General features: G+C 72.5%; 18 protein-coding genes and 2 pseudogenes. 7 read left to right on the top strand and 13 right to left on the bottom strand.

Annotated features, from left to right (window positions below; genetic code table 11):
• Positions 1–10 precede the first annotated feature (10 nt).
• The 3 genes and pseudogenes from PCA76_RS18515 to PCA76_RS18530 all read right to left on the bottom strand — a co-directional run bounded on the left by PCA76_RS18515 (position 11) and on the right by PCA76_RS18530 (position 2,062).
• A complete protein-coding gene (locus tag PCA76_RS18515; RefSeq protein WP_442930143.1) occupies positions 11–715 on the bottom strand; it encodes a class I SAM-dependent methyltransferase in 705 nt (234 codons plus the stop codon).
• Positions 712–1,391 (bottom strand): annotated as a pseudogene (locus PCA76_RS18520) (TIGR04282 family arsenosugar biosynthesis glycosyltransferase). The gene PCA76_RS18515 and the pseudogene PCA76_RS18520 overlap by 4 nt, the downstream one beginning before the upstream one ends.
• The gene (locus tag PCA76_RS18530; RefSeq protein WP_272611692.1) at positions 1,388–2,062 is read right to left on the bottom strand and encodes a glycosyltransferase family 2 protein; all 675 of its coding nucleotides are present in this window, start codon (positions 2,060–2,062) and stop codon (positions 1,388–1,390) included. Before PCA76_RS18530 ends, PCA76_RS18520 begins: the two are co-directional and overlap by 4 nt.
• A 145-nt stretch (positions 2,063–2,207) precedes the next feature.
• On the opposite strand from PCA76_RS18530, the gene PCA76_RS18535 reads away from it, so the two are divergent.
• Positions 2,208–3,614, top strand: a complete 1,407-nt coding sequence (locus PCA76_RS18535; protein WP_272611694.1) for a hypothetical protein — start codon at positions 2,208–2,210, stop codon at positions 3,612–3,614.
• Positions 3,615–3,667: 53 nt separating this feature from the next.
• On the opposite strand, the gene PCA76_RS18540 is transcribed toward PCA76_RS18535, so the two are convergent.
• Positions 3,668–4,555: an NmrA/HSCARG family protein gene (locus PCA76_RS18540; protein WP_272611695.1), complete on the bottom strand. Its 888-nt coding sequence runs from the start codon at positions 4,553–4,555 to the stop codon at positions 3,668–3,670.
• Between the two features lie 85 nt (positions 4,556–4,640).
• Between PCA76_RS18540 and soxR the strand changes: the two genes are divergently transcribed.
• Positions 4,641–5,156 carry a redox-sensitive transcriptional activator SoxR gene (gene soxR, locus PCA76_RS18545; protein WP_272611696.1) on the top strand — a complete coding sequence of 172 codons (516 nt, stop codon included), beginning with the start codon at positions 4,641–4,643 and terminating at the stop codon, positions 5,154–5,156.
• On the opposite strand, the gene PCA76_RS18550 is transcribed toward soxR, so the two are convergent.
• Entirely contained in the window at positions 5,127–6,191 is a 1,065-nt protein-coding gene (locus PCA76_RS18550; RefSeq protein ID WP_272611697.1) for an NAD-dependent epimerase/dehydratase family protein, read from the bottom strand. The genes soxR and PCA76_RS18550 overlap by 30 nt on opposite strands.
• A 185-nt stretch (positions 6,192–6,376) precedes the next feature.
• On the opposite strand from PCA76_RS18550, the gene PCA76_RS18555 reads away from it, so the two are divergent.
• Positions 6,377–7,681: a molybdopterin-dependent oxidoreductase gene (locus PCA76_RS18555; RefSeq protein ID WP_336298000.1), complete on the top strand. Its 1,305-nt coding sequence runs from the start codon at positions 6,377–6,379 to the stop codon at positions 7,679–7,681.
• Positions 7,674–8,135, top strand: a complete 462-nt coding sequence (locus PCA76_RS18560; RefSeq protein WP_272611698.1) for a hypothetical protein — start codon at positions 7,674–7,676, stop codon at positions 8,133–8,135. Before PCA76_RS18555 ends, PCA76_RS18560 begins: the two co-directional genes overlap by 8 nt.
• On the opposite strand, the gene PCA76_RS18565 is transcribed toward PCA76_RS18560, so the two are convergent.
• From PCA76_RS18565 to PCA76_RS18600, 8 genes and pseudogenes are all read right to left on the bottom strand, one after another.
• Positions 8,102–8,800: a RibD family protein gene (locus PCA76_RS18565; RefSeq protein ID WP_272611699.1), complete on the bottom strand. Its 699-nt coding sequence runs from the start codon at positions 8,798–8,800 to the stop codon at positions 8,102–8,104. The two genes, PCA76_RS18560 and PCA76_RS18565, sit on opposite strands and share 34 nt — an antisense overlap.
• Positions 8,797–9,480 (bottom strand): GTP cyclohydrolase II, encoded by a 684-nt coding sequence (locus PCA76_RS18570; RefSeq protein ID WP_272611700.1) that lies wholly within the window; start codon positions 9,478–9,480, stop codon positions 8,797–8,799. Before PCA76_RS18570 ends, PCA76_RS18565 begins: the two co-directional genes overlap by 4 nt.
• Before the next feature lie 57 nt (positions 9,481–9,537).
• Positions 9,538–10,473, bottom strand: a complete 936-nt coding sequence (locus PCA76_RS18575; RefSeq protein ID WP_272611701.1) for a lysylphosphatidylglycerol synthase transmembrane domain-containing protein — start codon at positions 10,471–10,473, stop codon at positions 9,538–9,540.
• Between the two features lie 65 nt (positions 10,474–10,538).
• On the bottom strand, positions 10,539–11,357 hold the full coding sequence (locus PCA76_RS18580) for a class I SAM-dependent methyltransferase (RefSeq protein WP_272611702.1): 819 nt from the start codon (positions 11,355–11,357) through the stop codon (positions 10,539–10,541).
• Positions 11,354–12,368: pseudogene (locus PCA76_RS18585) on the bottom strand (glycosyltransferase family 4 protein). The gene PCA76_RS18580 and the pseudogene PCA76_RS18585 overlap by 4 nt, the downstream one beginning before the upstream one ends.
• Positions 12,369–12,460: 92 nt before the next feature.
• Positions 12,461–12,859 carry a 6-pyruvoyl trahydropterin synthase family protein gene (locus PCA76_RS18590; RefSeq protein ID WP_272611703.1) on the bottom strand — a complete coding sequence of 133 codons (399 nt, stop codon included), beginning with the start codon at positions 12,857–12,859 and terminating at the stop codon, positions 12,461–12,463.
• Positions 12,860–12,861: 2 nt separating this feature from the next.
• On the bottom strand, positions 12,862–13,845 hold the full coding sequence (locus PCA76_RS18595; protein ID WP_272611704.1) for a zinc-dependent alcohol dehydrogenase: 984 nt from the start codon (positions 13,843–13,845) through the stop codon (positions 12,862–12,864).
• Between the two features lie 131 nt (positions 13,846–13,976).
• On the bottom strand, positions 13,977–14,957 hold the full coding sequence (locus PCA76_RS18600) for a DUF2804 domain-containing protein (RefSeq protein WP_272611705.1): 981 nt from the start codon (positions 14,955–14,957) through the stop codon (positions 13,977–13,979).
• Between the two features lie 346 nt (positions 14,958–15,303).
• Between PCA76_RS18600 and PCA76_RS18605 the strand changes: the two genes are divergently transcribed.
• The 3 genes from PCA76_RS18605 to PCA76_RS18615 all read left to right on the top strand — a co-directional run bounded on the left by PCA76_RS18605 (position 15,304) and on the right by PCA76_RS18615 (position 20,193).
• Positions 15,304–16,527 carry an ROK family transcriptional regulator gene (locus PCA76_RS18605; RefSeq protein ID WP_272611706.1) on the top strand — a complete coding sequence of 408 codons (1,224 nt, stop codon included), beginning with the start codon at positions 15,304–15,306 and terminating at the stop codon, positions 16,525–16,527.
• A gap of 363 nt (positions 16,528–16,890) precedes the next feature.
• On the top strand, positions 16,891–18,489 hold the full coding sequence (locus PCA76_RS18610) for a carboxylesterase/lipase family protein (RefSeq protein WP_272611707.1): 1,599 nt from the start codon (positions 16,891–16,893) through the stop codon (positions 18,487–18,489).
• Between the two features lie 120 nt (positions 18,490–18,609).
• Positions 18,610–20,193: a carboxylesterase/lipase family protein gene (locus PCA76_RS18615; RefSeq protein WP_272611708.1), complete on the top strand. Its 1,584-nt coding sequence runs from the start codon at positions 18,610–18,612 to the stop codon at positions 20,191–20,193.
• Positions 20,194–20,624: the final 431 nt, after the last annotated feature.

Genomic DNA, 20,624 nt, shown 5'->3' on the forward strand with positions numbered 1-20,624 from the left:
GTTGGCGTCGTCAGCGGCCCGGCCCCAGTTCGCCGAACCAGCGCCGGCCCTGCCGGAACACCTCCCGCACGACCAGCCCGGCTGCACTGGCGACCGGGTGGACGGCGCGTACGTCGAGCCGGGCCCACCGGAACGCCGGTCCCAGCAGCAACCGGCCGGCACGGTGCGCGGCGGCGACGCGGGCCTGGCCCTGCCAGAGCCCGGCACCGGGCGACTCCAGCTCGACCAGCACCGTGCCGCCGGGTACGAGCAGCTCCCGGCACCGGCGCAGCAACGCGACCGGCTCGCCGCCGATGCCGATGTTGCCGTCGATCAGCACGGCGTGCGTCCACCGGCCCTCACCGGGCAGCGCGTCGAACAGGTCCCGGTGCAGCGCCACCGCCCCTCGGGCCCGCGTCAGCCGCACCGCCACCGCCGAGATGTCCACGCCGACAGCCGTCAACCCGGCCCGGGCCAGCGCGACGGTGAGCCGGCCCGGCCCGCAGCCGAGGTCGAGCGTCGGCCCGACACAGCGGGTGACCAGCCCGGCGACCGCCGGCTCGGCCGGGCCGTGCCAGCGGTCCACCGGCAGCGGGCTGCGGACACCGTCGCCGTACATCAGCCACCGCCCGCCAGCCGAACGTTGGGCGAGTACGGCACCGAACCCGTCCACCCCGACGCCCCCGGACGGCCCGTCGGGAACGGCGACCCGCAGGGGCGTGTCGACCGGGTTCACCGTCGGCCGCCCGGCACCAGGGTGAGCCGGACCGCCGCGACCTGCCGGGCGAACCGACCACCGGGCACCTCGACCGCCACCGCGAGCGCGTCGGGCCACTCGTCGACGTCGCGCAGCATCGGCAGCGGCGCGGTGCGCAGCCCTCGCCCGGTCAACGCCCCCCACGTGTCGCGGCCCGTGTCGGGCGTCGACATCCGCACCGCCCGCAGCACCGTCGCGTGTCGGGGGTCGCGCAGGCCCAGCGACCACCAGCCTCCGTCGCGCGCACGGCCGAGGACCGCGTCGGCGGCACGCAACCGGCGGACCGCGGTGGCCAGCCGGGCCGGGGTCACCTGCGGGGTGTCCATCCCGATCTGGAGCACCGGCCGGCCCGGGTACGCGGCCGCCACCTCGGCGTACGCGTTGGCAAGCCGGTCGCCGAGCCCCACGCCCCGCTGCTCCAGCACCGGCCAGCCGGCCAGCGCGGTGGTCAACTCGGCGGCGTCCTCCGCTTCGGCCAACCGGCCCGCGCAGGCCAGGACGGGGGTTGCCCCGGGGTGGCGCGGACCGCGTCGAGGGTGTCGCGTAGCGCGGCGGCGGCGATCCGGGCCGCCTGCGCGGCGGTGGCGGGCGGGCAGAGCCGGGTCTTCACCGCCCCGGGTATCGGCGCCTTGGCGACCACCAGCAGGACCGTCACCGCGGGCCGTCCACGGCGCGCAGAACTCCGGCGAAGTCGCGGGTGGCGCGCAGGGTGCCCCGGACCGAACCGGAGACCTTGGAACGGGTGCCGGCGGCTCGGGGCGCGTAGGTGACGTCCTGCTCGTGGATTCGCCAGCCGGCGGCGGCGGCCCGGATCAGCAGTTCGAGTGGGTAGCCGAAGGCCCGGTCGGTGACCCCGAGTGCGAGCAGCCCGTCGCGACGGGCCACCCGGATCGGGCTGAGATCCCACAGGGGTACGCCCCGACGGCGCAGCAACGCGGCGACCAGCGCGGTGCCGGCACGGGCGTGCCACGGCCAGACCCCGGCGCCGACCGGCCGGCGCCGGCCCACGCTGAGATCCGCCGTACCGGCTGCCACGGGGGCGACCAGCGCGGGCAGTTCGGCGGGGTCGAACGAGCCGTCGGCGTCGAGGACGCAGACCAGCTCACCGTCGGCCGCCTCCAGGCCGGCGTGGACCGCCGCGCCGTAGCCACGGCGGGGCTCGTGGACCACCCGGGCACCATGTCGGGCAGCCACCTCGGGCGAGCCGTCCCGGGACCCGTTGTCCACCACGATGGCCCGGTAGCCGGGCGGCAGTGCGGTGAGTACGCCGGGCAGGGCGGCCGCCTCGTCCAGGCAGGGCAGCACCACGTCGATCTGAGTCGGCATACCGCCGACGCTAGGACGGCACTCGGGCGGTGGAGGCCGGAATCTGCTTACCGAACACTTACCACCTGCGCATTTCTTACCGTCCGGTGACGGGCCGGCCGTTCCGCTCCGCAGCGGCCAACGCTCGCCGTACCGTCCGAGGGTCATGACCTCGACCACCGCTCCCCCTGCCACCCCCGGACGGACGCCGACCCGCCGCTCTCCCGGCGACGTGCTGGTGCTGGGCGTGGAGGTGGCGCTGCTCGCGACGGCCGTGCTGGTGGGGGCGCTGCTGAACGCCCGCGGCACCGGCCTGTACGCCGACGCCGCCCCGCTCTACGGGACCTGGGGACCGCACGTCGGCTGGGGCAGCCCGGCCGCGCTGCTGGTCGCGATCGCGGTGGTGGGCTGGGGTACGCGGTGGGCCCGGACCGCCCGGTGGGGCGTCCTTCTGGTCACCGGGTGGATGGCCGCCGTGGCGTGGACGGTGGCGTTGGCCCTGGTGGACGGCTGGTCGACGGGGCTGGCCCGGCGGCTCACCCCACAGGCCGAGTATCTGCACGAGGTCCCCGGGGTCACCGACATCCCGGCGATGCTGGCCGGGTTCACCGACCGGATCCTGGACTTCCAGCCGGACGCCTGGTCCACCCACACCGCGGGGCATCCCCCGGGCGCGCTGTTGATCTTCGTCTGGCTGGACCGGGTCGGCCTGGGTGGGGGCGCCGCCGCCGGGCTGGCCTGCGTGCTGGTCGGGGCCACGGTGGCGGTGACCGTGCCGGTGACTCTGCGGGCGCTCGGCGCGGCCGATGCGGCCCGCGCGGTCATCCCGTTCCTGGTGCTGCTACCGGGTGCGGTCTGGGTGGGCGCCTCCGCCGACGGGATCTTCGCCGCCGTGGTCGCCGCCGGCCTGGCCCTGCTGGCCGTGGGCGGTCGGGCCACCGCCGCGGTCGGCGGCGCGATGCTCGGCTTCGCGCTACACCTGTCGTACGGATTCCTGCTGGTCGGAGTGTTGGCGCTGACCGTGCTGGCGCTGCGCCGTACCCACCGGTGGGGCGCGCTGCTCGCGGCCTGCGCCGGGGTGGCCGCCGTGACCGGGGTGTTCGTCGCCGCCGGTTTTCAGTGGTGGGTCGGCTACCAGTTGGTGGTCGAGCGGTACTACCAGGGCTGGGCGGCCGACCGCCCGTACGGCTACTGGGTGTGGGCCAACCTGGCCGCGCTGCTGCTCAGCGCCGGGCCGGTGCTCGGGCCGGCGCTGCGCCGGGCGCTGGTCGCCAGGTCGCAGTGGCCGCCGCCGCGCGGTTGGCGGGCCGTCGGCCGGCTGGCCATGTCGGCGGCAGCGGCGGTACGCGGCGCCGGCCCGACTGTGCTGCTACCGCTGGCGGCCGGGGTCGCGGTGCTCGGCGCGGACCTGTCCGGACTGAGCAAGGCCGAGGTGGAGCGGATCTGGTTGCCGTTCGTCGTGTGGCTGCTGGTGGCCACCGCCTGGTTGCCGGCGGGATCGCGGCGCTGGTGGCTGGCCGGGCAGGCGGCTACCGCGCTGGCGGTGAACCACCTGCTCTGGACGGTGTCGTAGCAGCCGTTGGGCTCTCCCAACGGCTGCCCGACGGCGAAACCGGTCAGCGGGGACTACTGCCCGGTCGTCCGACCTTCCAGGACGCGGTCCCAGTCGACCGTCCGGGCCCACTCGGCGTAGCTGTGCCAGGCCACCTCCGGGTACCTGGCACGCAGCTCGTCGATGTCGACGAAGTCGGTGTTCACCTCGAAGCGCTGGAACATGTCGGCAATCTCGTCGCCGGCCCACTGACGGACCTGACCCAACGGCATCTGCTGGTACGGGATCTCGCGGCCGAGCACGTCGCTGAGGATTCGGGCCGCCTCTGCGCCGGTGACCCGGTCGGAAGCGATGTCAATCCGTTCGCCGGCAAACCGGTCCGGGTGCTCGATGGCGTGCACGGCGAGGCCTGCGATGTCCCGTACGGTCACCTGGTCCAGCGGCTTGCCGGCAGAGAGTGGGTTGGCCAGGACGCCGTCGGTCAGGCGGCTGAACCCGACGTTGAGGACGTTCTCCATGAAGTACACGGGCCCGAGGACGGTCGCCCGGACTTCCTGATCCCGCAGATATGCCTCGACGAGCTGCTTGCTGTCGGCATGGTCGAGATCGGTCTCCACCATCCGATCGGCACCGCGCACGGATGAGTAGACGAGGTGCGCGTCGACACGCGCCGCGACATCGGCCAGGAGGCACCCCTGGGCAACCTCCTCGTCCTTCCCGCCGGATCCGAATGGTACGGACAGGCCGAAGATCGCGTCGACGCCCTTGGCGGCGCCGGCAAGGGCCCCGGGGTCGGCCAGGTCGCCGGTTACGAGCCGGACTCCGGCGGTGGACAGCGCCACAGCGGATGGCGGCTCGGGTGATCGCACGTAGGCGACGACGTCGTGGCCGTGCTTGAGCAGCAGTGTGGCGACGGCACCGCCCTGCTTGCCAGTGGCACCGATGACGAGAACGTTGGCCATGAGGGTGCTCCCTGCTTCGCGGTTCTGGACGCCGCCGATTGTCTGGCCTCAACCTCTGTTGAGGTCAAGCTCTACGGTTGGTCCCATGCCAAGGGCTCGCACCACGTTCCACGAACTCACCGTCGGGCAGGTTGCCGACCGCAGCGGCGTCGCGATCTCCGCGCTGCACTTCTACGAACGCAAGGGCCTCATCCGCAGCAGTCGGACAGCAAGCAACCAGCGCAGGTACAGTCGCGACACGCTCCGCCGGGTCGCGTTCATCCGTGCATCCCAACATGTTGGCATCTCGCTCACCGTGATTCGGAAGGCCATGGACCAACTGCCGAGCGAACGCACCCCGACGCGCGACGACTGGGCTCGCCTGTCCGCCGACTGGCGCAGCGTCCTCGACGCTCGCATCGCGCACCTGAAGGCACTTCGGGACGACCTGACCGCGTGCATCGGATGTGGCTGCCTGTCGCTGCGGGCCTGCCATCTGACCAATCCGCGCGACGTGTTGGGCCGTGAGGGTCCGGGCGCACGCCGCCTGCCATCGGCGGAACAAGGTCGAGATGGCGACCACGCGCGGCGGTCAGCGGACGAGCGCGGCCGACTCGCGTAGCGGGTCGGTGGCGAAGCCGACCACCCCTTCGGCGAAGCCGACCCGGGCGGTGTAACCGAGGAGGTCGGCGGCCCGGCGCGGGTCGGCCACCACGTGCCGCACATCGGCCGCCCGGGCACCGCCAACCACCTGCGGGGCTGGCCCGCCCATCGCCTCGGCCAGGGTGACCGCCAACTCCCCGACGGTGTGGGGCTCGCCCGAGCAGACGTTCACCGGCATCAGGGTGGCCGGCGGCGCGGTGTTGGTCAGGGCCAGCAGGTTGGCGCGCGCCACGTCGGTGACGTGCACGAAGTCACGCCGTTGCCGGCCGTCCTCCAGCACCCGGGGGGCCTTCCCGGCGGCCAGCGCGGACCGGAAGATCGACGCGACCCCCGCGTACGGGGTGTCGCGGGGCATTCGGGGGCCGTAGACGTTGTGGTAGCGCAGCGCCCAGACCGTGCCGCTGGTCTGCCGGGCCCATGCCGCGGCCAGGTGTTCCTGGGCGAGTTTGCTCGCCGCGTACGTGCTGCGGGGTTCGAGTGGGGCGTCCTCGGGCACCAGCACCGGGTCGAGGCCGAGGTCGCAGCGCGGACAGGTCGGGTCGTACCGGCCGACCGCCACGTCCTCGGGTCGTCGAGGCGCGGGACGCACCGTGCCGTGGCCGGGGCAGGTGTAGCGCCCCTCGCCGTAGACCACCATCGAGCTGGCCAGCACCAGGCGCCCGATCCCGGCTCGGTGCAGGGCCGCCAGCAGCACCGCCGTGCCGTAGTCGTTGTGCGTGACGTAGTCGGGAGCGTCCGACGGGTCCAGGCCGTGCCCGACCATCGCCGCCTGGTGGCAGACCGCGTCCACCCCGGTCAGGAGCCGGTCCAGCAGCGGGCCGTCGCGGACGTCGCCGCGTACCACGTCGTGCCGTCGCGACCAGGCGGGCAGTTCCCCGCCATGCGCCTGGGGCAGCAGCGCGTCCAGCGCCACCACCTGGTGTCCCTGCTCGACGAGCAGGTCGACGACCTGCGATCCGATGAAGCCGGCCGCGCCGGTGACCAGTACCCGCATTCCGGTCACGGTAGGACGGTTCGGGTGCCCGGCGGGCCGGTTCGGGTGACCCGTAAGGAGTTCGCAACAGCTGGCGCCCGGTAAGCGTTCGGTAATGCGGCAAACCCGTCCGAGCCGTACCCGCGCGGTCTAGCCTGCCCGCAGTGCACCCGCCGCCGACCCACGGCAGCGAGGAAGGAGCCGCGGTGTCCCCGAGCAGATCCGGTCGGCGCGACGGCGTGCGAAAGCCACCGGGGGTGGACGCGGTCGAGCGGAGCTGGCGCAGCCCGCTTCGCGGTCCCTGGCTCACCGCCGTCTACGGATCGGTGCTGCTCATCGCACTGCCCCTGGTGATCATCACCGGGTTGCTGGACTACGCCGCCTACGGCCCCCGGTTCGACCAGGCGTTCCCGACGAATGTGGGCTGGTTGCGGCTACCCACGTTCGATTGGCCGACCCGGCCGTCCTGGCTGTTCCGGGTCACCCAGGGGCTGCACGTGGCGCTCGGGATCATCCTCATCCCGGTGGTGCTGGCCAAACTCTGGTCGGTCATCCCGAAGCTGTTCGCCTGGCCGCCGGTCCGCTCGCTGGCTCAGCTGCTGGAGCGGCTCACCCTGCTGTTGCTGGTCGGCGGGATCCTGTTCCAGATCGCCACCGGCCTGCTGAACATCCAGTACTCCTACATCTTCGGCTTCGACTTCTACACCGCCCACTACTTCGGCGCCTGGATCTTCACGGGCGCGTTCGTGGCGCACGTGGTCATCAAGTTTCCCCGGCTGTCGACCGCGCTGCGGTCCCGCCCGCTCGGCGCGGAGCTGCGTACCCCGCGCGCGGCGACCCGACCCGAGCCGCCGGACCCGGACGGCCTGGTCGCCCCGGCACCCGGGCCGGCCACCCTCAGCCGACGCGGTGCGGTCGGCCTCGTCGGCGGTGGTGCGCTGCTGCTGGGCGCGCTGACCATCGGGGAGAGCCTGGACGGTCCACTGCGCCACACCGCGCTGCTGCTGCCCCGGGGCCGGCAGCCCGGCACCGGGCCGAACGGCTTCCCGGTCAACCGCACCATCGCCGCCGCTGGCGTACGCCCCGAGCAGACCGGCGCCGGCTGGCGACTGACCCTGCGCGGCGGCGGACGGACCGTGACCCTGGACCGACCCGGGCTGCTGGCCATGGCACAGCACACCGCCGCGCTGCCGATCGCCTGCGTGGAGGGTTGGTCGACCCGGCAGACCTGGACGGGGGTACGGCTACGCGACCTGGCCGCGCTCGCCGGTGTCGCCGACCCGACCTCCGCACACGTGTCGTCGCTGGAGCAGGCCGGGCTGTTCCGCACCGCGGTCCTCGCCCCCAACCAGGTCCTCGACCCGGATTCGCTGCTCGCCCTGCGGGTCAACGGCGTCGACCTCTCCCCCGATCACGGCTACCCGGCCCGGGTCATCGTGCCGGCCCTGCCCGGGGTGCACTGCACGAAGTGGGTCGCCGAGATCGACTTCCGGGGACGGGCCGATGGCTGACCGCCTACGCGCCGGCTACGGCGCCGCGCCCTGGCACCTGATCGTGGTCACGGCCGCCATCGTGCTCGCCGGCTGGGTGGCGCTGCGGGTGGCCGGGGAGGCGACGGCCGGCCGGATGCTGCTCTGGTTCCTCGGCGCGGTCATCGCCCACGACCTGGTGCTCTTCCCGGTGTACGCGGCCGTCGACCGCGTGCTGCGTCGGCTGGTACGCGGCCGGGTCGCCCTGCTCAACCACCTGCGGGTGCCAGCGCTCGGCAGCGCCCTGCTGTTTCTCGTCTACTCCCCCGGCATCCTCCGCCTGGGCGAGACCACCCACCTCGCGGCCACCGGCCAGGACCAGCGGCCGTACCTGGTGCGGTGGCTCCTGCTCAGCGCGGCGCTGTTCCTGCTCAGCGCGCTGACGTACCTCCTGCGCCGCCGTCAGGTCTCGCCGAAGCGGTCGGAGAGGGCGTAGCGGAGCAGGACCACGTCGCCGATCTGGCGGGCCTCGGCCAGCCGGGCCCGGCGACCCGGGTGCCAGGGGAAGTTTCCCTCGCCGACGAACCGGGGCGCCCGGCCGTCGCCGACGAAGAACGGGGCGACCACCAGGTGCAATTCGTCGGCGAGACCGGCGGCGAGGAACTGGGCGTGCACCGTCCCGCCGCCCTCCACCATCAGTCGCCGTACGCCCCGCTCGACCAGGTCGGCCAGCACCCATCCGGGCTCGACCGGCTCGCCCGCGTCGATCACGGTGGCCAGTCCCCCGACACGTTCCTGGGTCTTCTCCAGCGCGCCCGTGGCGCAGTAGACGAGCCGGGCGGAGTCGCCGGCGGTGAAGAACCGGGCGGTCGGGTCGAGGTCACCCCGGGCGGTCAGAGTGACCTTGGTGGGCGAGGCGGGCCGGCCAGCCGCCACCCGCTCGGCCCGGCGGCTCGGGGAGCGCACCAGCAGCCGGGGATCGTCGCGGCGGACCGTGCCGGCGCCGACCAGGATCGCGTCGCAGCTGGCCCGGACCGCGTCGACCCGGTCCAGGTCGTCCTCGTTGGACAGCAGCAGCCGCTGGTTGGAGGCGTCGTCGATGTACCCGTCGATCGAGGTGGCGCAACTCAGCAGCACGTACGGTCGCGTCGTGCAGCTCATTGGGAGACCGACCGGTCGGGGGTACGACCCGCGAGCGCCTCCGCCGCCTCGGTCTCCGCCGCCTTGGCGGCCTTGGCCGCCAGGTAGTCGGCGTTGGCCGGGGAGAGGAAGACGCTGGTGGGCACCCGTTCGGTGACGTCCACGCCCAGCCGGGTCAACTGCTCGGCCTTGTCCGGGTTGCTGCTCAACAGTCGGACCCGCGGCACGCCCAGTGTGGCCAGCATCTGCGCGGCGGCGGTGTAGTCGCGCTCGTCCTCACCCCGGCCCAGCGCGACGTTGGCCTGGTAGGTGTCCAGCCCGGCGTCCTGCAACGCGTACGCGTCGAGCTTGGCGTACAGGCCGATGCCACGGCCCTCCTGCCGCAGGTAGAGCAGGAAACCTCCGGTCTCGGCGATCCGGTGCACCGCCTCCCGCAACTGCGGCCCGCAGTCACAGCGTTGGCTGCCGAACACGTCGCCCGTGAGGCACTCGCTGTGCGGACGGACCAGTGGGGGTTCGCCCCCGACGGCGAGCCGGTCGAGTGCGCCGGCCCAGTCGCCGAGACCGAGGGCGAGGTGCTCCCGACCGTCCACCAGACCCTTGAACGAGAACACCCGGACGGTCGTGGCGTAGCCGTCGGGGAACGTCAGCGGCACCGTGACCTGCGTACGGATCGTGGCGACCGGCAATGCTTCGGGCATGGGACTCCTTTGTCCGGCGCCACCGACGCGCGGCGACGCGTACGTCTCACCACCGACTCAACAGCCGCCGCCGGAGGCGGCTTCCCGGGTGACCGGAATCCGATTTCGCCGGGTCAACAGCACGGCGGCGCCGGGCAGGCTCGCCACCAGCACCAGTGCACCGTAGACGGTGGCGGTGGCGACACCCTGGGCTGCGCTCAGACCGGCCGCGCCGAACACCCACGCGGCCACTCCCTCGCGCGGTCCGAAACCGGCGATGTTCAGCGGCAGGCCCATGGCGAGCAGGGCGAGCAGCGTCAACGGCAGCAGCCGCGACAGGGGGGCGTCCGATCCGGCGGTGCGGGCGGCCACCAGGAAGGTGGCCAGGTGACCGGCGACCATCACGGCGGAGGCGATCAGCACCCCGAGCCAGGTGCGCCGGGCCAGCAGCCCGGACCGCACGTCCGCCACGGCGGTACGCATCGCCCGCGCCCACCGTGAGCGACCTGCGGTCGGCACGACCCGGGCCAGCAGCACGGCGACCAGCGCACCCGCGACGAGCAGCGCGGCGGCGACCGGCAGGTACGGCCGCACCGGGGACGGGAACGCGGCGAGCACCACCAGCGCGACTCCCATCAGGACCACCTGCCCGGCGGTACGTTCCCAGATCACCGCGCGGATGCCCCGGCTGACGTCACCGGCGTCGCGGCCGTGGCGTACCGCCCGGTGCACGTCGCCGAGCACCCCGCCGGGCAGCGTGGCGTTGAGGAACACCGCCCGGTAGCAGTGCGCCACCGCGGTCGCCAGCGGCAGGCGCACGCCCAGGCCACCGGCGACCAGGCTCCACCGCCAGGCCGCGCAGACCGTGGTGAGCACGCCGATGACCAGCGCGGCGGCCAACGCCGGCGCGTCGATCAGCCGCAACCCGGCGAGGAACGGGCCGCCGCCCACCTGCCACAGCAGGACGGCGAGCAGACCCACCCCGCCGACCACTCGTGCCCAGGCCCAGAACATCGGCGCCGGCCTCCCCTTGAAGATCGTCCACTTGCCCTAGTGCACGTACCCAGGGCGTGAACGGTTCATCCACCCGCGAGGAGGTCACTGTGCTCGACAAGCACGGTGAGCCGGCCGGCCGCCGCGTCGGCGAGCCGGCGCTGGGCGTACGCCTGGGCCGGTCCGGTGAGGTCGGGGCGCTGCGCGCAGGCCGCGCCCAGCCAGCCCCGGAACCACTCGGCGGCCAGGTCGGCCTGGTCCGGGCCGAGGCGCCACGGGCTGGGCCGCTCGCGGACGTCGACGCCTCGCCGGGCGAACGCGGCGGCGGTGGTGGCGGCGGCGTCCGGGCCGAGCAGTCGCCGGCCGTCGACGGTACGCCGCTGGTGGTCGTTGAAGGCGGCCTCGACCTCCTCGTCCAGCGGATCGGCCGGGGTGAACCGGACCCGCCCGGTCACCGAGATCGCGAAGAGGGTGGGTCGGCCGACGCAGGCGGCCACCACCCGATCGATCTCCTCGACGGTGAGCATGTCCAGCAGCGCGGACGCGGTGACCAGGGAACCGTCGGCCAGGTCGGCGGCGGTCAGCCTGGTGAGGTCGCCGCACCGGGTGCGGACGGTGACCGGGGCGCCGTCGGCGGCGGTCACGCCGGTCATGCCCTCGGCGGCGCGGGCCAGCAGGTCGGCGTCCCGGTCATGCAGGATCCAGTGCTGCGGGCCGGACAACCGGGCGGCCAGCCAGCGGCTCATCGAGCCGGTGCCACTGCCCAGGTCGTGGATCACCGTGGGACCGTCACCGGTCAGCCGGGAACGGACGGCGTCCAGCAGGTCCTCGGCTCGCGCCGCCGCGTCGGCCGGCTCGCGCAACCGCAGCCAGTCGGCGAACGGCAGGGTCTCCTCGACGGTCATTCCGCCACCTCCATCAGCACGTCGGCCAGCAGCGCGGTCGTCACCGGCCAGTCGGTCAGGGTGTCGCGCCGGGCGAGAGCCGCACGCCGCAGCCGGCCCGCAGCGCGTCGTCGCCCAACCACCAGCTCAGCGCGCCGGCCAACGCGGCCGGATCGTCCGGCGGGACCAGCAGCCCCGGCAGGTCGCCATCGGGGGCACGGCCGAGTGCCTCCGGTAGGCCACCCACCTGGGTGCCCAGCACCGGCAGGCCGCGGGCCAGCGCCTCGGTGACGACCATGCCGTATGTCTCGCCCCGCGACGGCAGCACCAGCAGGTCGGCGGCGGCGTACGCGGCGTCGAGCGCCGCCCCGGTCAGCGGGCCGGCCAGCCGGACCCGGTCGGCGAGGCCCGCGCCGACGAACCGGTCGCGCAGCCGGTGCACCAGCTCGGGCTCCCGGGTCAGCGTGCCGGCGCAGACCAGCGTCCAGGGCGTCTCGGCCAGGACGCTCAGGGCGTCGACCAGAACGTCGTGGCCCTTGTGGCGGGTGACCGCGGCCACGCAGAGCAGCCGGTCACCGGCGGCCGAGCCGGGGGTACCGGCGCCGCTGGCGTCACCCCCGGCGGCGCGACCCGAACGCGGTCGGCGGGCAGCGGATGGCGGAGCAGCAGGCGGCGGCGGGTCCACTCGCTGGTGGTGACGACGGCCCGCGCGGTGGCCAGCGCTCGCGCCTCGGCCTCGTCGTCGAGCGGCATGTGCACGAGGACGACCAGGCGCAGCCGGCGGGCGTGTGGGGCGAGCAGGTCCGGCACGGCCGAGGCGATCAGGCCGTCGAGCAGCACCACGGCGTCGTCCGGCGCGGCGGCCAGCAGAGCCGCCAGCGCCGCCCGGTCGGCCAGGTCGGGGTGCGGCCACGCCCCGGGCACCGCGTGCTCGTGCACCGCCCAGCCGTGCTCGCCGAGGCCCGCACAGATCCGCCGGTCGTAGGTGTTGCCGCCGCTGGGCGTGGCCGGGTCGTCGATGTCACCGGGCAGGACGACGTGGACCGTGCGGCGGCGCTGGCCGGGGTCCGGGGCGCCACCGGGCGCTCCGGGCTGGTCGAGCGGCTCCGCCCGGCCCGCGTCGGTCACAGCGACCGTTCGTAGCTGGCCCAGGCGATGTGCGACTCGTGCAGGGTCACCGTGATGCCGGTCAGGTCGCGCGCCCCCGCGCCCAGGTCGCCGGCGTGCACCCGCTCGACAAGTCGGTCCGCGACCGTACGGGCCAGCACCTCGGTGGTGGTGTTCACTCCGGCGAAGGCCGGCTCGTCGTCGAGGTTGCGGTAGGTCAGCTCGCCCAGCACGGCCCGCAACTGCTCGGTGGCCAGGCCGATGTCGACCACGATGCCGTCGGCGTCCAGGTCGGTCCTCCGGAACGTCGCGTCCACCACGAACGTCGCCCCGTGCAGGCGTTGGGCGGGGCCGAACACGTCGCCCCGGAAACTGTGGGCGATCATCATGTGATCTCGAACGGTCACGCTGAACACGGTCACTCCCCGTCGTCGTAGGTGATGAGGTGGCAGAGCGCGGGCAGGTCGCCCGTGCTCAGTCCGGCGAGCACGTCGGGCAGCTCCGCGAACCGGGACGCGCCGGTGATCAGCGCGTCGAAGGCCGGATCGTCGAGCAGGTCCAGGGCGAGAGCCAGCCGGTCGGTGTAACTGCGCCGTCCCCGGCGGGCGGGTGCGACCATGCCGACCTGACTGCTGCGTACGGTCAGCCGGCCGGAGTGGAACGCCCCGCCCAGCGACACCTGCACCGGGCGGTCGCCGTACCAGCTCAGCTCGATGACCGTGCCCTCCGGTGCGAGCAGGTCCAGCGAGCGTTGCAGCCCGGCGCCGGTGGCGCTGGCGTGCACGACCAGGTCCCGGTCGCCGGTCGCGTCGGCCGGTTGGGCGAACGAGACGCCGAGCGCGCCGGCCACCCCGGCCCGGCGGACGTCGGTGTCGACCAGTTCGACCTGCACGCCGGGGAACCGGGCGAGCAGCGCCGCGACGCAGCAGCCCACCATGCCCGCGCCGATCACGGTGACCCGGTCACCGACCAGCGGCGCGGCATCCCACAGCGCATTGATCGCCGTCTCCACCGTGCCGGCGAGGACCGCGCGGGCGGGCGGCACCCCGTCCGGCACCGGCACCACGGCGGTGGCCGGCACGACGTACGCGCTCTGGTGCGGGTACAGGCAGAACACCGTCCGCCCGAGCAGTTCCGGCGGGCCCTGCTCGACCACGCCGACGCTGAGGTAGCCGTACTTCACCGGGCCGGGGAAGTCGCCCTCCTGGAACGGCGCGCGCATCGCGGCGTACTGGTCGGCGGGCACCCGGCCGGCGAAGACCAGCGTCTCGGTGCCCCGGCTGACCCCGGAGTAACGGGTCCGGACCAGCACCTCGTCGGGGCCCGGGGTGGGCAGCGACACCGGCCGGATCTCGGCCGCGCCGGGCTCGCGCACCCAGCAGGCGTACGCCTCGCGGATCACCGTCGCGCACCTCACCTCTTGCTCCGGGCCGAACCGAACGGCCGTGTTTCCGTGTTACCGGTCAGGGTCGTCGATCATAGACACGGAGGTACGGTGCCCACAGTTCGAAGTGGTCCGATGATCGGGCTCCACTACCAGCGGTTGCGCGCCTCTTCGGCCCAGCCGACGAGCCCGTCGAGGCTCACCTTCGTCCCGTCGTCCGTCTTCGCCCAGCCGGAGAAGTGCCCGAAACACTGGTGCGTCTCGTTCGCGACGACACCCAGGTTGGTGCGGGCCACCTTCTCGTGGAACGGCTGGAACTCGGCCTCGACCCGTTCCCCGCTGATCCGCCACGGGCGAAGCCAGTCCGACCGGTCGTAGGTCCAGCGCAGTTCCTCGCCGATCTTGTGCAGCCGGCCGTCGACGAACAGGCCGTTCTCGGTGACCCCGGTGCCGTCGGTCCACTGACCGCCGAGCTGGATCGCCCGTCCCGGTGCCGCACCGGCGGCCCAGTTCCACCTGATCGAGTACGGCCACCTGCCGCGACCGTGGTCCAGCACGGCGAACGCGTCCGGCCCACCGATCTCGTACGTCTGGCCGTGCAGTTCCAGTGTGCCGAGGACAGGGCGGCCGACGTCCTTGACCGTGTACTGGAATCGCGTGGGGCTCCACGGCACGACCACGCCGAGCGACTCGTGGCCGGCCGGCAACGGCACGTCCACCTCCAGCCGTACTCCGGGGGCACTCGCCGAGATGGCGGTGCCGTCCGGGCGCTGAGCGATCCGGATCGCCAGGCCACCGCCGTGCGCACGAACCTCGCCCACACCGCTGTGCGGCGGCAGCACCGTCCCACGGGCCAGCGGCACCACCACGTCGGCCGTCGTCTCGGTGCCGCTGTCCCGGTCGAGCACATAGACGCTGTGCACACCGGCGTAGTCCAGCGACGAGGCGACCACCCCGACGATGTGCCGTGGCGTCACGATGCCCCAGTACTCCCACCGCTTGGTCCGGCCCCAGCCGCGCAGGTTCGCGGTGTGCAGCGGGCGGCGTGTCCAGCCGACCGCCGCGGGATTGAGCCGCCCGTCCAGTTGGCACAGATCGACAGGTGAGGTCAGCTCACGTTCGTGCGTCACGAGGTGCACCATAGCCCCGCCGTCATCCCAAGCACTCGACCACGCGCCGAGACTGCGCGCCGCGTTCCCGCCCGGGAAGCACCCCGCCGGCTGCGGGTGCTACCAGCTGCGCACTCGCCAGAGTTCCACCACAGCTGGCCGCATCCCGCAGCCGGCCGGCAGGCAGGTCCGTGACTTGGCCGGGCCATCAGACCTGTCCGCCGATCGGCGTCCGGCTCGGCCTGCCGGAGCACCTTTTGACTCAACTCGTTCTAAGTGAGCCATAACGGAGGCTATCCGGACCAAGAAGTCTGGTCAACGGCAGCATTTAAGACTGTTTCCGTCCTTAAAAGGGTATGCTCGGCCCATGACGCCGCGTGCTGTCCCCGCCCTACCGAGCGGCACCACCGGCAACGAGCGACTTGTCCTCGCCGCGTTGCGGGGCGGAGCCGTTCTCAGCCGGACCGAGTTGAGTGCCACGACCGGCCTGCCGAAGACGACGGTGACCGGCATCGCCAATCGCCTCCTGCAACGGGGCATGGTCGTCGAACACACCGCCGACACCGGACGACGGCATCGCAGTCGCGGCCGACCCGCGAGTGGCCTCGCGCTGGCGGACCCCGGCGGCCTGGTCGCCGCCCTGTGCTTCAGCCACACCACGATCCGGGCCGCGGCGGTCGGCTGGGACGGCACGTTTGCCGCCCACCGGCAACGCGACATCGGTGGCGATCGCGACCAGCAACGCGTGCTCGACCGAGGGCTGCGCCTGCTTGAGGAGGCGTTCGCCGAGGCGGGGTCGACGCCGGAGCAGGCCGACTTTGCCGTCATCGGCGTTCCGGCAGCCTTCGAGCGGGGGGTCGGGGCGGCATTCGGCCGGATGCCCGACGCAGCCCGCGAGGCCGTACCCGAGCTCGCGAAGGTCTTCGGTTGGTTTCGCTCGGACCCGCAGCCCATGGTCACCGAACGCCTGGGCATCCCGACGGCGGCGGAGAACTACGCCAACCTCGCAGCGCTGGGCGAGGCGACCGCCGGGGCGGGGCGCGGCCTGGACGACCTCATCTACATCAAGCTGGTCGAGGGGGTCGGCGCCGGGCTGATCCTCGGTGGCCGACTGCACCGGGGTGCGCGCGGCCTGGCTGGGGAACTGGCGCATGTGCAGGTGCTCCCCAACGGACGATGGTGCCTCTGCGGAGGCCGCGGCTGCCTCGCGGTGACGTACGGCGACTTCGTGGAAACGATCGGCTCGACCTACCCGCAACCGTTGACTGTCGCCGACATCCGCGAGCTCGCGGCTGCGGGCGAGGTGGGCACCAGACGCATCCTGGCTGACCTCGGTCGGGGGTTCGGGCGAGTGCTCGCTGACGTCTGCGTGCTGCTCAGCCCGGAAGCAATCATCGTGGACGGAGCGCTCGGGGCGGCGGCAGAGCCGTTTGTCGCCGGTATGCGCGAAGCGATCGACCATCGCATGCCGAGCGTCATGGCGGAGGCCGTGCAACTGCTCACCGGCGAGCTCGGGGAACGGGCCGAGATGCTCGGAGCGGTCGCGCTTGCCCGGGCGGGGCAACTGCCCACCGCGACCGTCAACCGGTAACGGATAGGTTTCGGCCGCGGCGTCTCCGCAACAGGAATTCGCCCCTCGTGTTGCGAAGTCCCCTGGTAGCGGTAATGTTCTGCCCGACAACAAGCCTTCCTCCGTCCTCGGCCGGTCGGGGGAAGCGCCAGCGTCGCGACCGTTCCACTCCGGCTCCTTGCCCGGTACTCGCCTGAACCGTCGCCTGGCCTCCTTCACGGGCCGGTGCACTCGTTGATCCGATGCACCTCCCGTTCACGTGGACTCCCCCGTCCACGACCACCTGCGGCACCGGACCGGTGCGAGCCGGGGACCTCCCCTGCCGCAAAAATGGAGGTACGACCACCGATGAAGATCCGACCCACCGCTCGATGGGTGGCGGGGGTGTCAGCCGCAGCGGCTGTTGCCCTGGCCGTCACCGCAGGCCCACCCGCCATGGCAAACTTCGCCAGCGCCTCACGCGGCGCCAGCACCTACCCCGGTCAGTCCCCCGTCGTCCAGACCGACAAGGGTGCGGTCCGTGGCGAGGCCAAGAGCATGGTGACCTCCTTCAAGGGCATCCCCTTCGCCGCGCCGCCGACCGGTGACCTTCGCTGGAAGGCACCGCAGCCGGCCGCCAAGTGGAAGGGCACGAGGGACGCGACACAGTTCGGGGCTTCCTGCGTACAGGGCACCGGCTGGGACCCCGGATATGACAAGCCCACGCTGACCGAGGACTGCCTCTACCTCAACGTGTACCGCCCCAGCACCGTCTCGAAGAAGAACCTCCCGGTCTTCTTCTGGATCCACGGCGGCGGCAACTTCGCCGGCGCAGGGCGCGACACCAACCCGGACAAGTTCGTGACGCGAGAGGACGCCGTCTACGTCACGATCAACTACCGGCTCGGCGCCATGGGCTACCTCGTGAACCCGGCCCTTGAGGCAGACAACCGCGACGGCTCGGCCGGCAACTTCGCGATCCTGGACCAGCAGGCGGCCCTGCGCTGGGTGCAGAAGAACATCAAGGCGTTCGGCGGCAACCCCAACAACGTCACCGTCGCCGGGCAGTCCGCGGGCGCCGGCAACACGGCCGTGCAGCTTGCCTCGCCCACCGCGCGAGGTCTCTTCGACCGCGCCATCCTGCAGAGCGGAGGCGGCAGTCCTCTGCGGACGTTGCCGGCGGCCCGAGAGAGCGGCGAGCAGTTCAGCGCCGAAATCGGCTGCCCGACGGGCGCGGGCCAGGTCGACTGCCTTCGCTCGAAGAGCCCCACCGAGATCCTCGCGGCGCAGGCCAAGGTCCGTCAGTCGGGCGCCGTCGCCGGCACTCGCGTCGTGCCGACCGATCCGATCGAGCTGATGAAGACCGGCAAGCTGACCGACCTGCCGGTCCTGGTCGGCGGCACCTCCGACGAGTCGCAGCAGAGTGTCTTCGCCGCCTACGACTACCTCGACAAGCCGCTCACCACCGCACAGCTCAACACCCTGATCACCACCACGTACCCGAATGGTGCCGACCAGATCCGTGCCACCTACCCGGTGGTGAACTACAAGTCGCCCACCGTCACCTGGGGTGCGATCCAGAGCGACCAGCGTGCGTGTCGGGACCAGACGCTGCGCGAGCGGCTGGCGAAGGACACCAAGACCTACGCCTACGAGTTCGCCGAGAAGAACGGCCCGGCCTTCGTCTCGATCTGGCGCCTCAACACCGACTACCCCTTCGGTGCCACCCACGTCAACGACCTCGGCTACCTCTGGGACTACCTCGGCACGGCCCTGCCCTTCAGCGGCGAGCAGGTCGACCTGTCCAACCAGATGATCAGCTACTGGGGCAGCTTCGCCCGCGACGGTAACCCGAACGTGCAGTTCGCGCCGACCTGGCCCCGGTACGCCCCGCAGGGTGACCTCCTGCAGTTCGCGGCACCCAGCGCCCAGCGGGTCGCCGACACCAAGATCGGCGAATCGCACAACTGCTCGGTGTGGGACGCGGTCAGTCCCGCTGTCTGACCATGTCAGCGAGGTCCGCGAGGTGGTGCCTCGGCACCACGTCGCGGATCCCGGCAACGAGTGCTTCGGGCAAGCAACAGCTGCGTACACCCCCTTCGATCGACCGAAAAGGACCAATTCGTGAGAAGTTTCCCCAAGCGTCGCCTGGCCACCTGGGCTGCCGCCGTGATCGCCCCTGTGCTGCTGCTCGGCGCGGGCGCCGGCGCGGTCGCCCAGGCGGACAGCAAGGGCGACGGACGTGGCGGTGACCCCGTCGTGCAGAGCCGGAACGGACTCGTCCGTGGCGTCGCGACGAACCAGTTCGACCAGTTCCTCGGCCTGCCGTACGCGGCACCCCCCGTACGCGACCTGCGGTTCGCCCCTCCGGCCGCGCCGGAGTCGTGGCGGGGTATCCGGTCGGCCGATCAGCAGGCCCCGGCATGCGTGCAGTTCGAGCCGACCGGGATCCGCGAGGAGCAGGCAGTCAGCGAGGACTGCCTCTACCTCGACGTCTACCGGCCGAGCAAGGTCGCGAAGAACGCCAAGCTGCCGGTCATGCTCTGGTTCCACGGCGGCGGTCACACCCAGGGCACCGGCGTCATCTACGGCGGCGGAACGATGGCGGCCAAGACCGACACCGTCATCGTCTCGATCAACTACCGCCTCGGGGCGCTCGGCTTCCTCGCCCACCCCGCGCTCAGCGCGGTCACGGACGGCGGCTCCGGCAACTACGGCCGGATGGACCAGCTCGCGTCGATGAAGTGGGTCCGGGACAACATCGCCAACTTCGGCGGCGACCGGAACAACGTGACGATCTACGGCCAGTCCGCCGGCGGACAGGGCGTGTGCGACATGCTCGCCATGCCGGCCGCCAAGGGGCTGTTCCACAAGGCGATCGTGCAGAGCCAGCAGTGCCTGGCCACCCGCAACACGCTCGCGGTCGGCGAGCAGCGGGGTGTCGGGTTCGCCGAGTCGGTGGGTTGCACCGACGCCGCCACGGTCGTCAACTGCCTGCGCGCGGCCTGGCCCGGAAAGCTCGTCGCCAACCAGGCGAACTACCTCGGTAACTCCAAGGTGGGCGGCTCGCTGCTGCCCAAGTCGTTCGCCGACGCGTTCGCCGACGGCACCTGGAACAAGGTGCCGGTGATGTCCGGTACCACGCGCTCCGAGAACCGGCTCACCGAGACCGCCCTCGCCGGAATCACCGCGCAGGGCTACGTCGACACGATCAAGCGTGAGTACGGCGAGAAGGCGGACCGCGTCCTTGAGGCGTACCCGCTGAGCAAGTTCAAGAGCCCGTGGGACGCCATCACGCAGGTGCACACCGACGCTGGTCGCGCGTGCCAGACCGAGCAGGCCGCTCGGGTGATCTCGACCAAGACCCCGCTCTACCGCTACGAGTTCAACGACCCGACCTCGCCGACCCTCTACGGGTTCCGCGTTCCGGGTGAGGACGTCTCCAACGGCCACAGCGGCGAGCTTGCCTACCTGTTCGACTTCACCCTCGGCGAGCGGCCCCTCACCGCGCAGCAGAGGAAGCTGTCGGACCAGATGATGCGGTACTGGGGCGCCTTCGCCCACAACGGCAACCCGAACTACCGGGGTGCCCCGTCGTGGCCCACCTACGGTGGCGACGAGAACGTCATGCAGTTGCGTACCGGCGGAGCGAGCCGAGTGATCAACACCTTCGCGGCGGAGCACAACTGCGGCCTCTGGCTCAGCTGACCTCCTACCGCGCGCACCAACAAACAGAACAGTGCGGGCTCGCCCTTCAGAGGGCGGGCCCGCACTGTTGCATCGCACCGATCAACTGCGGTCGAGGCTGCCTGCGCGGCGCCGCGGCGGTGCGGTGACCGCGCTGGATCTGGTCGCGGCCCACCCCGGCGATGTGTTTGGTCTGTCGACAAAGGACGACGGCACCCGCGACGACCACTGTTGTCGAAGAGCTCGTGGGCGATCACCGACTACCGCACTTGACGGACACATCGATGCGCTCTACGGTCGTACGACATCGGACATACGATGTCATCGGATGTGGTGCATGCGACAGCTTCGGCTGTTCCTGACTCTTTTCCTCCCAGTCGTCCTCTTCGCTGCTCGGCCCTAGTCCACTGGTCCAGCTCGGGCGGCCTGCCCGGCCCCACCTGCGGCCACGG

The sequence above is a fragment of the Micromonospora sp. LH3U1 genome, assembly GCF_028475105.1.
Taxonomy (GTDB): domain Bacteria; phylum Actinomycetota; class Actinomycetes; order Mycobacteriales; family Micromonosporaceae; genus Micromonospora.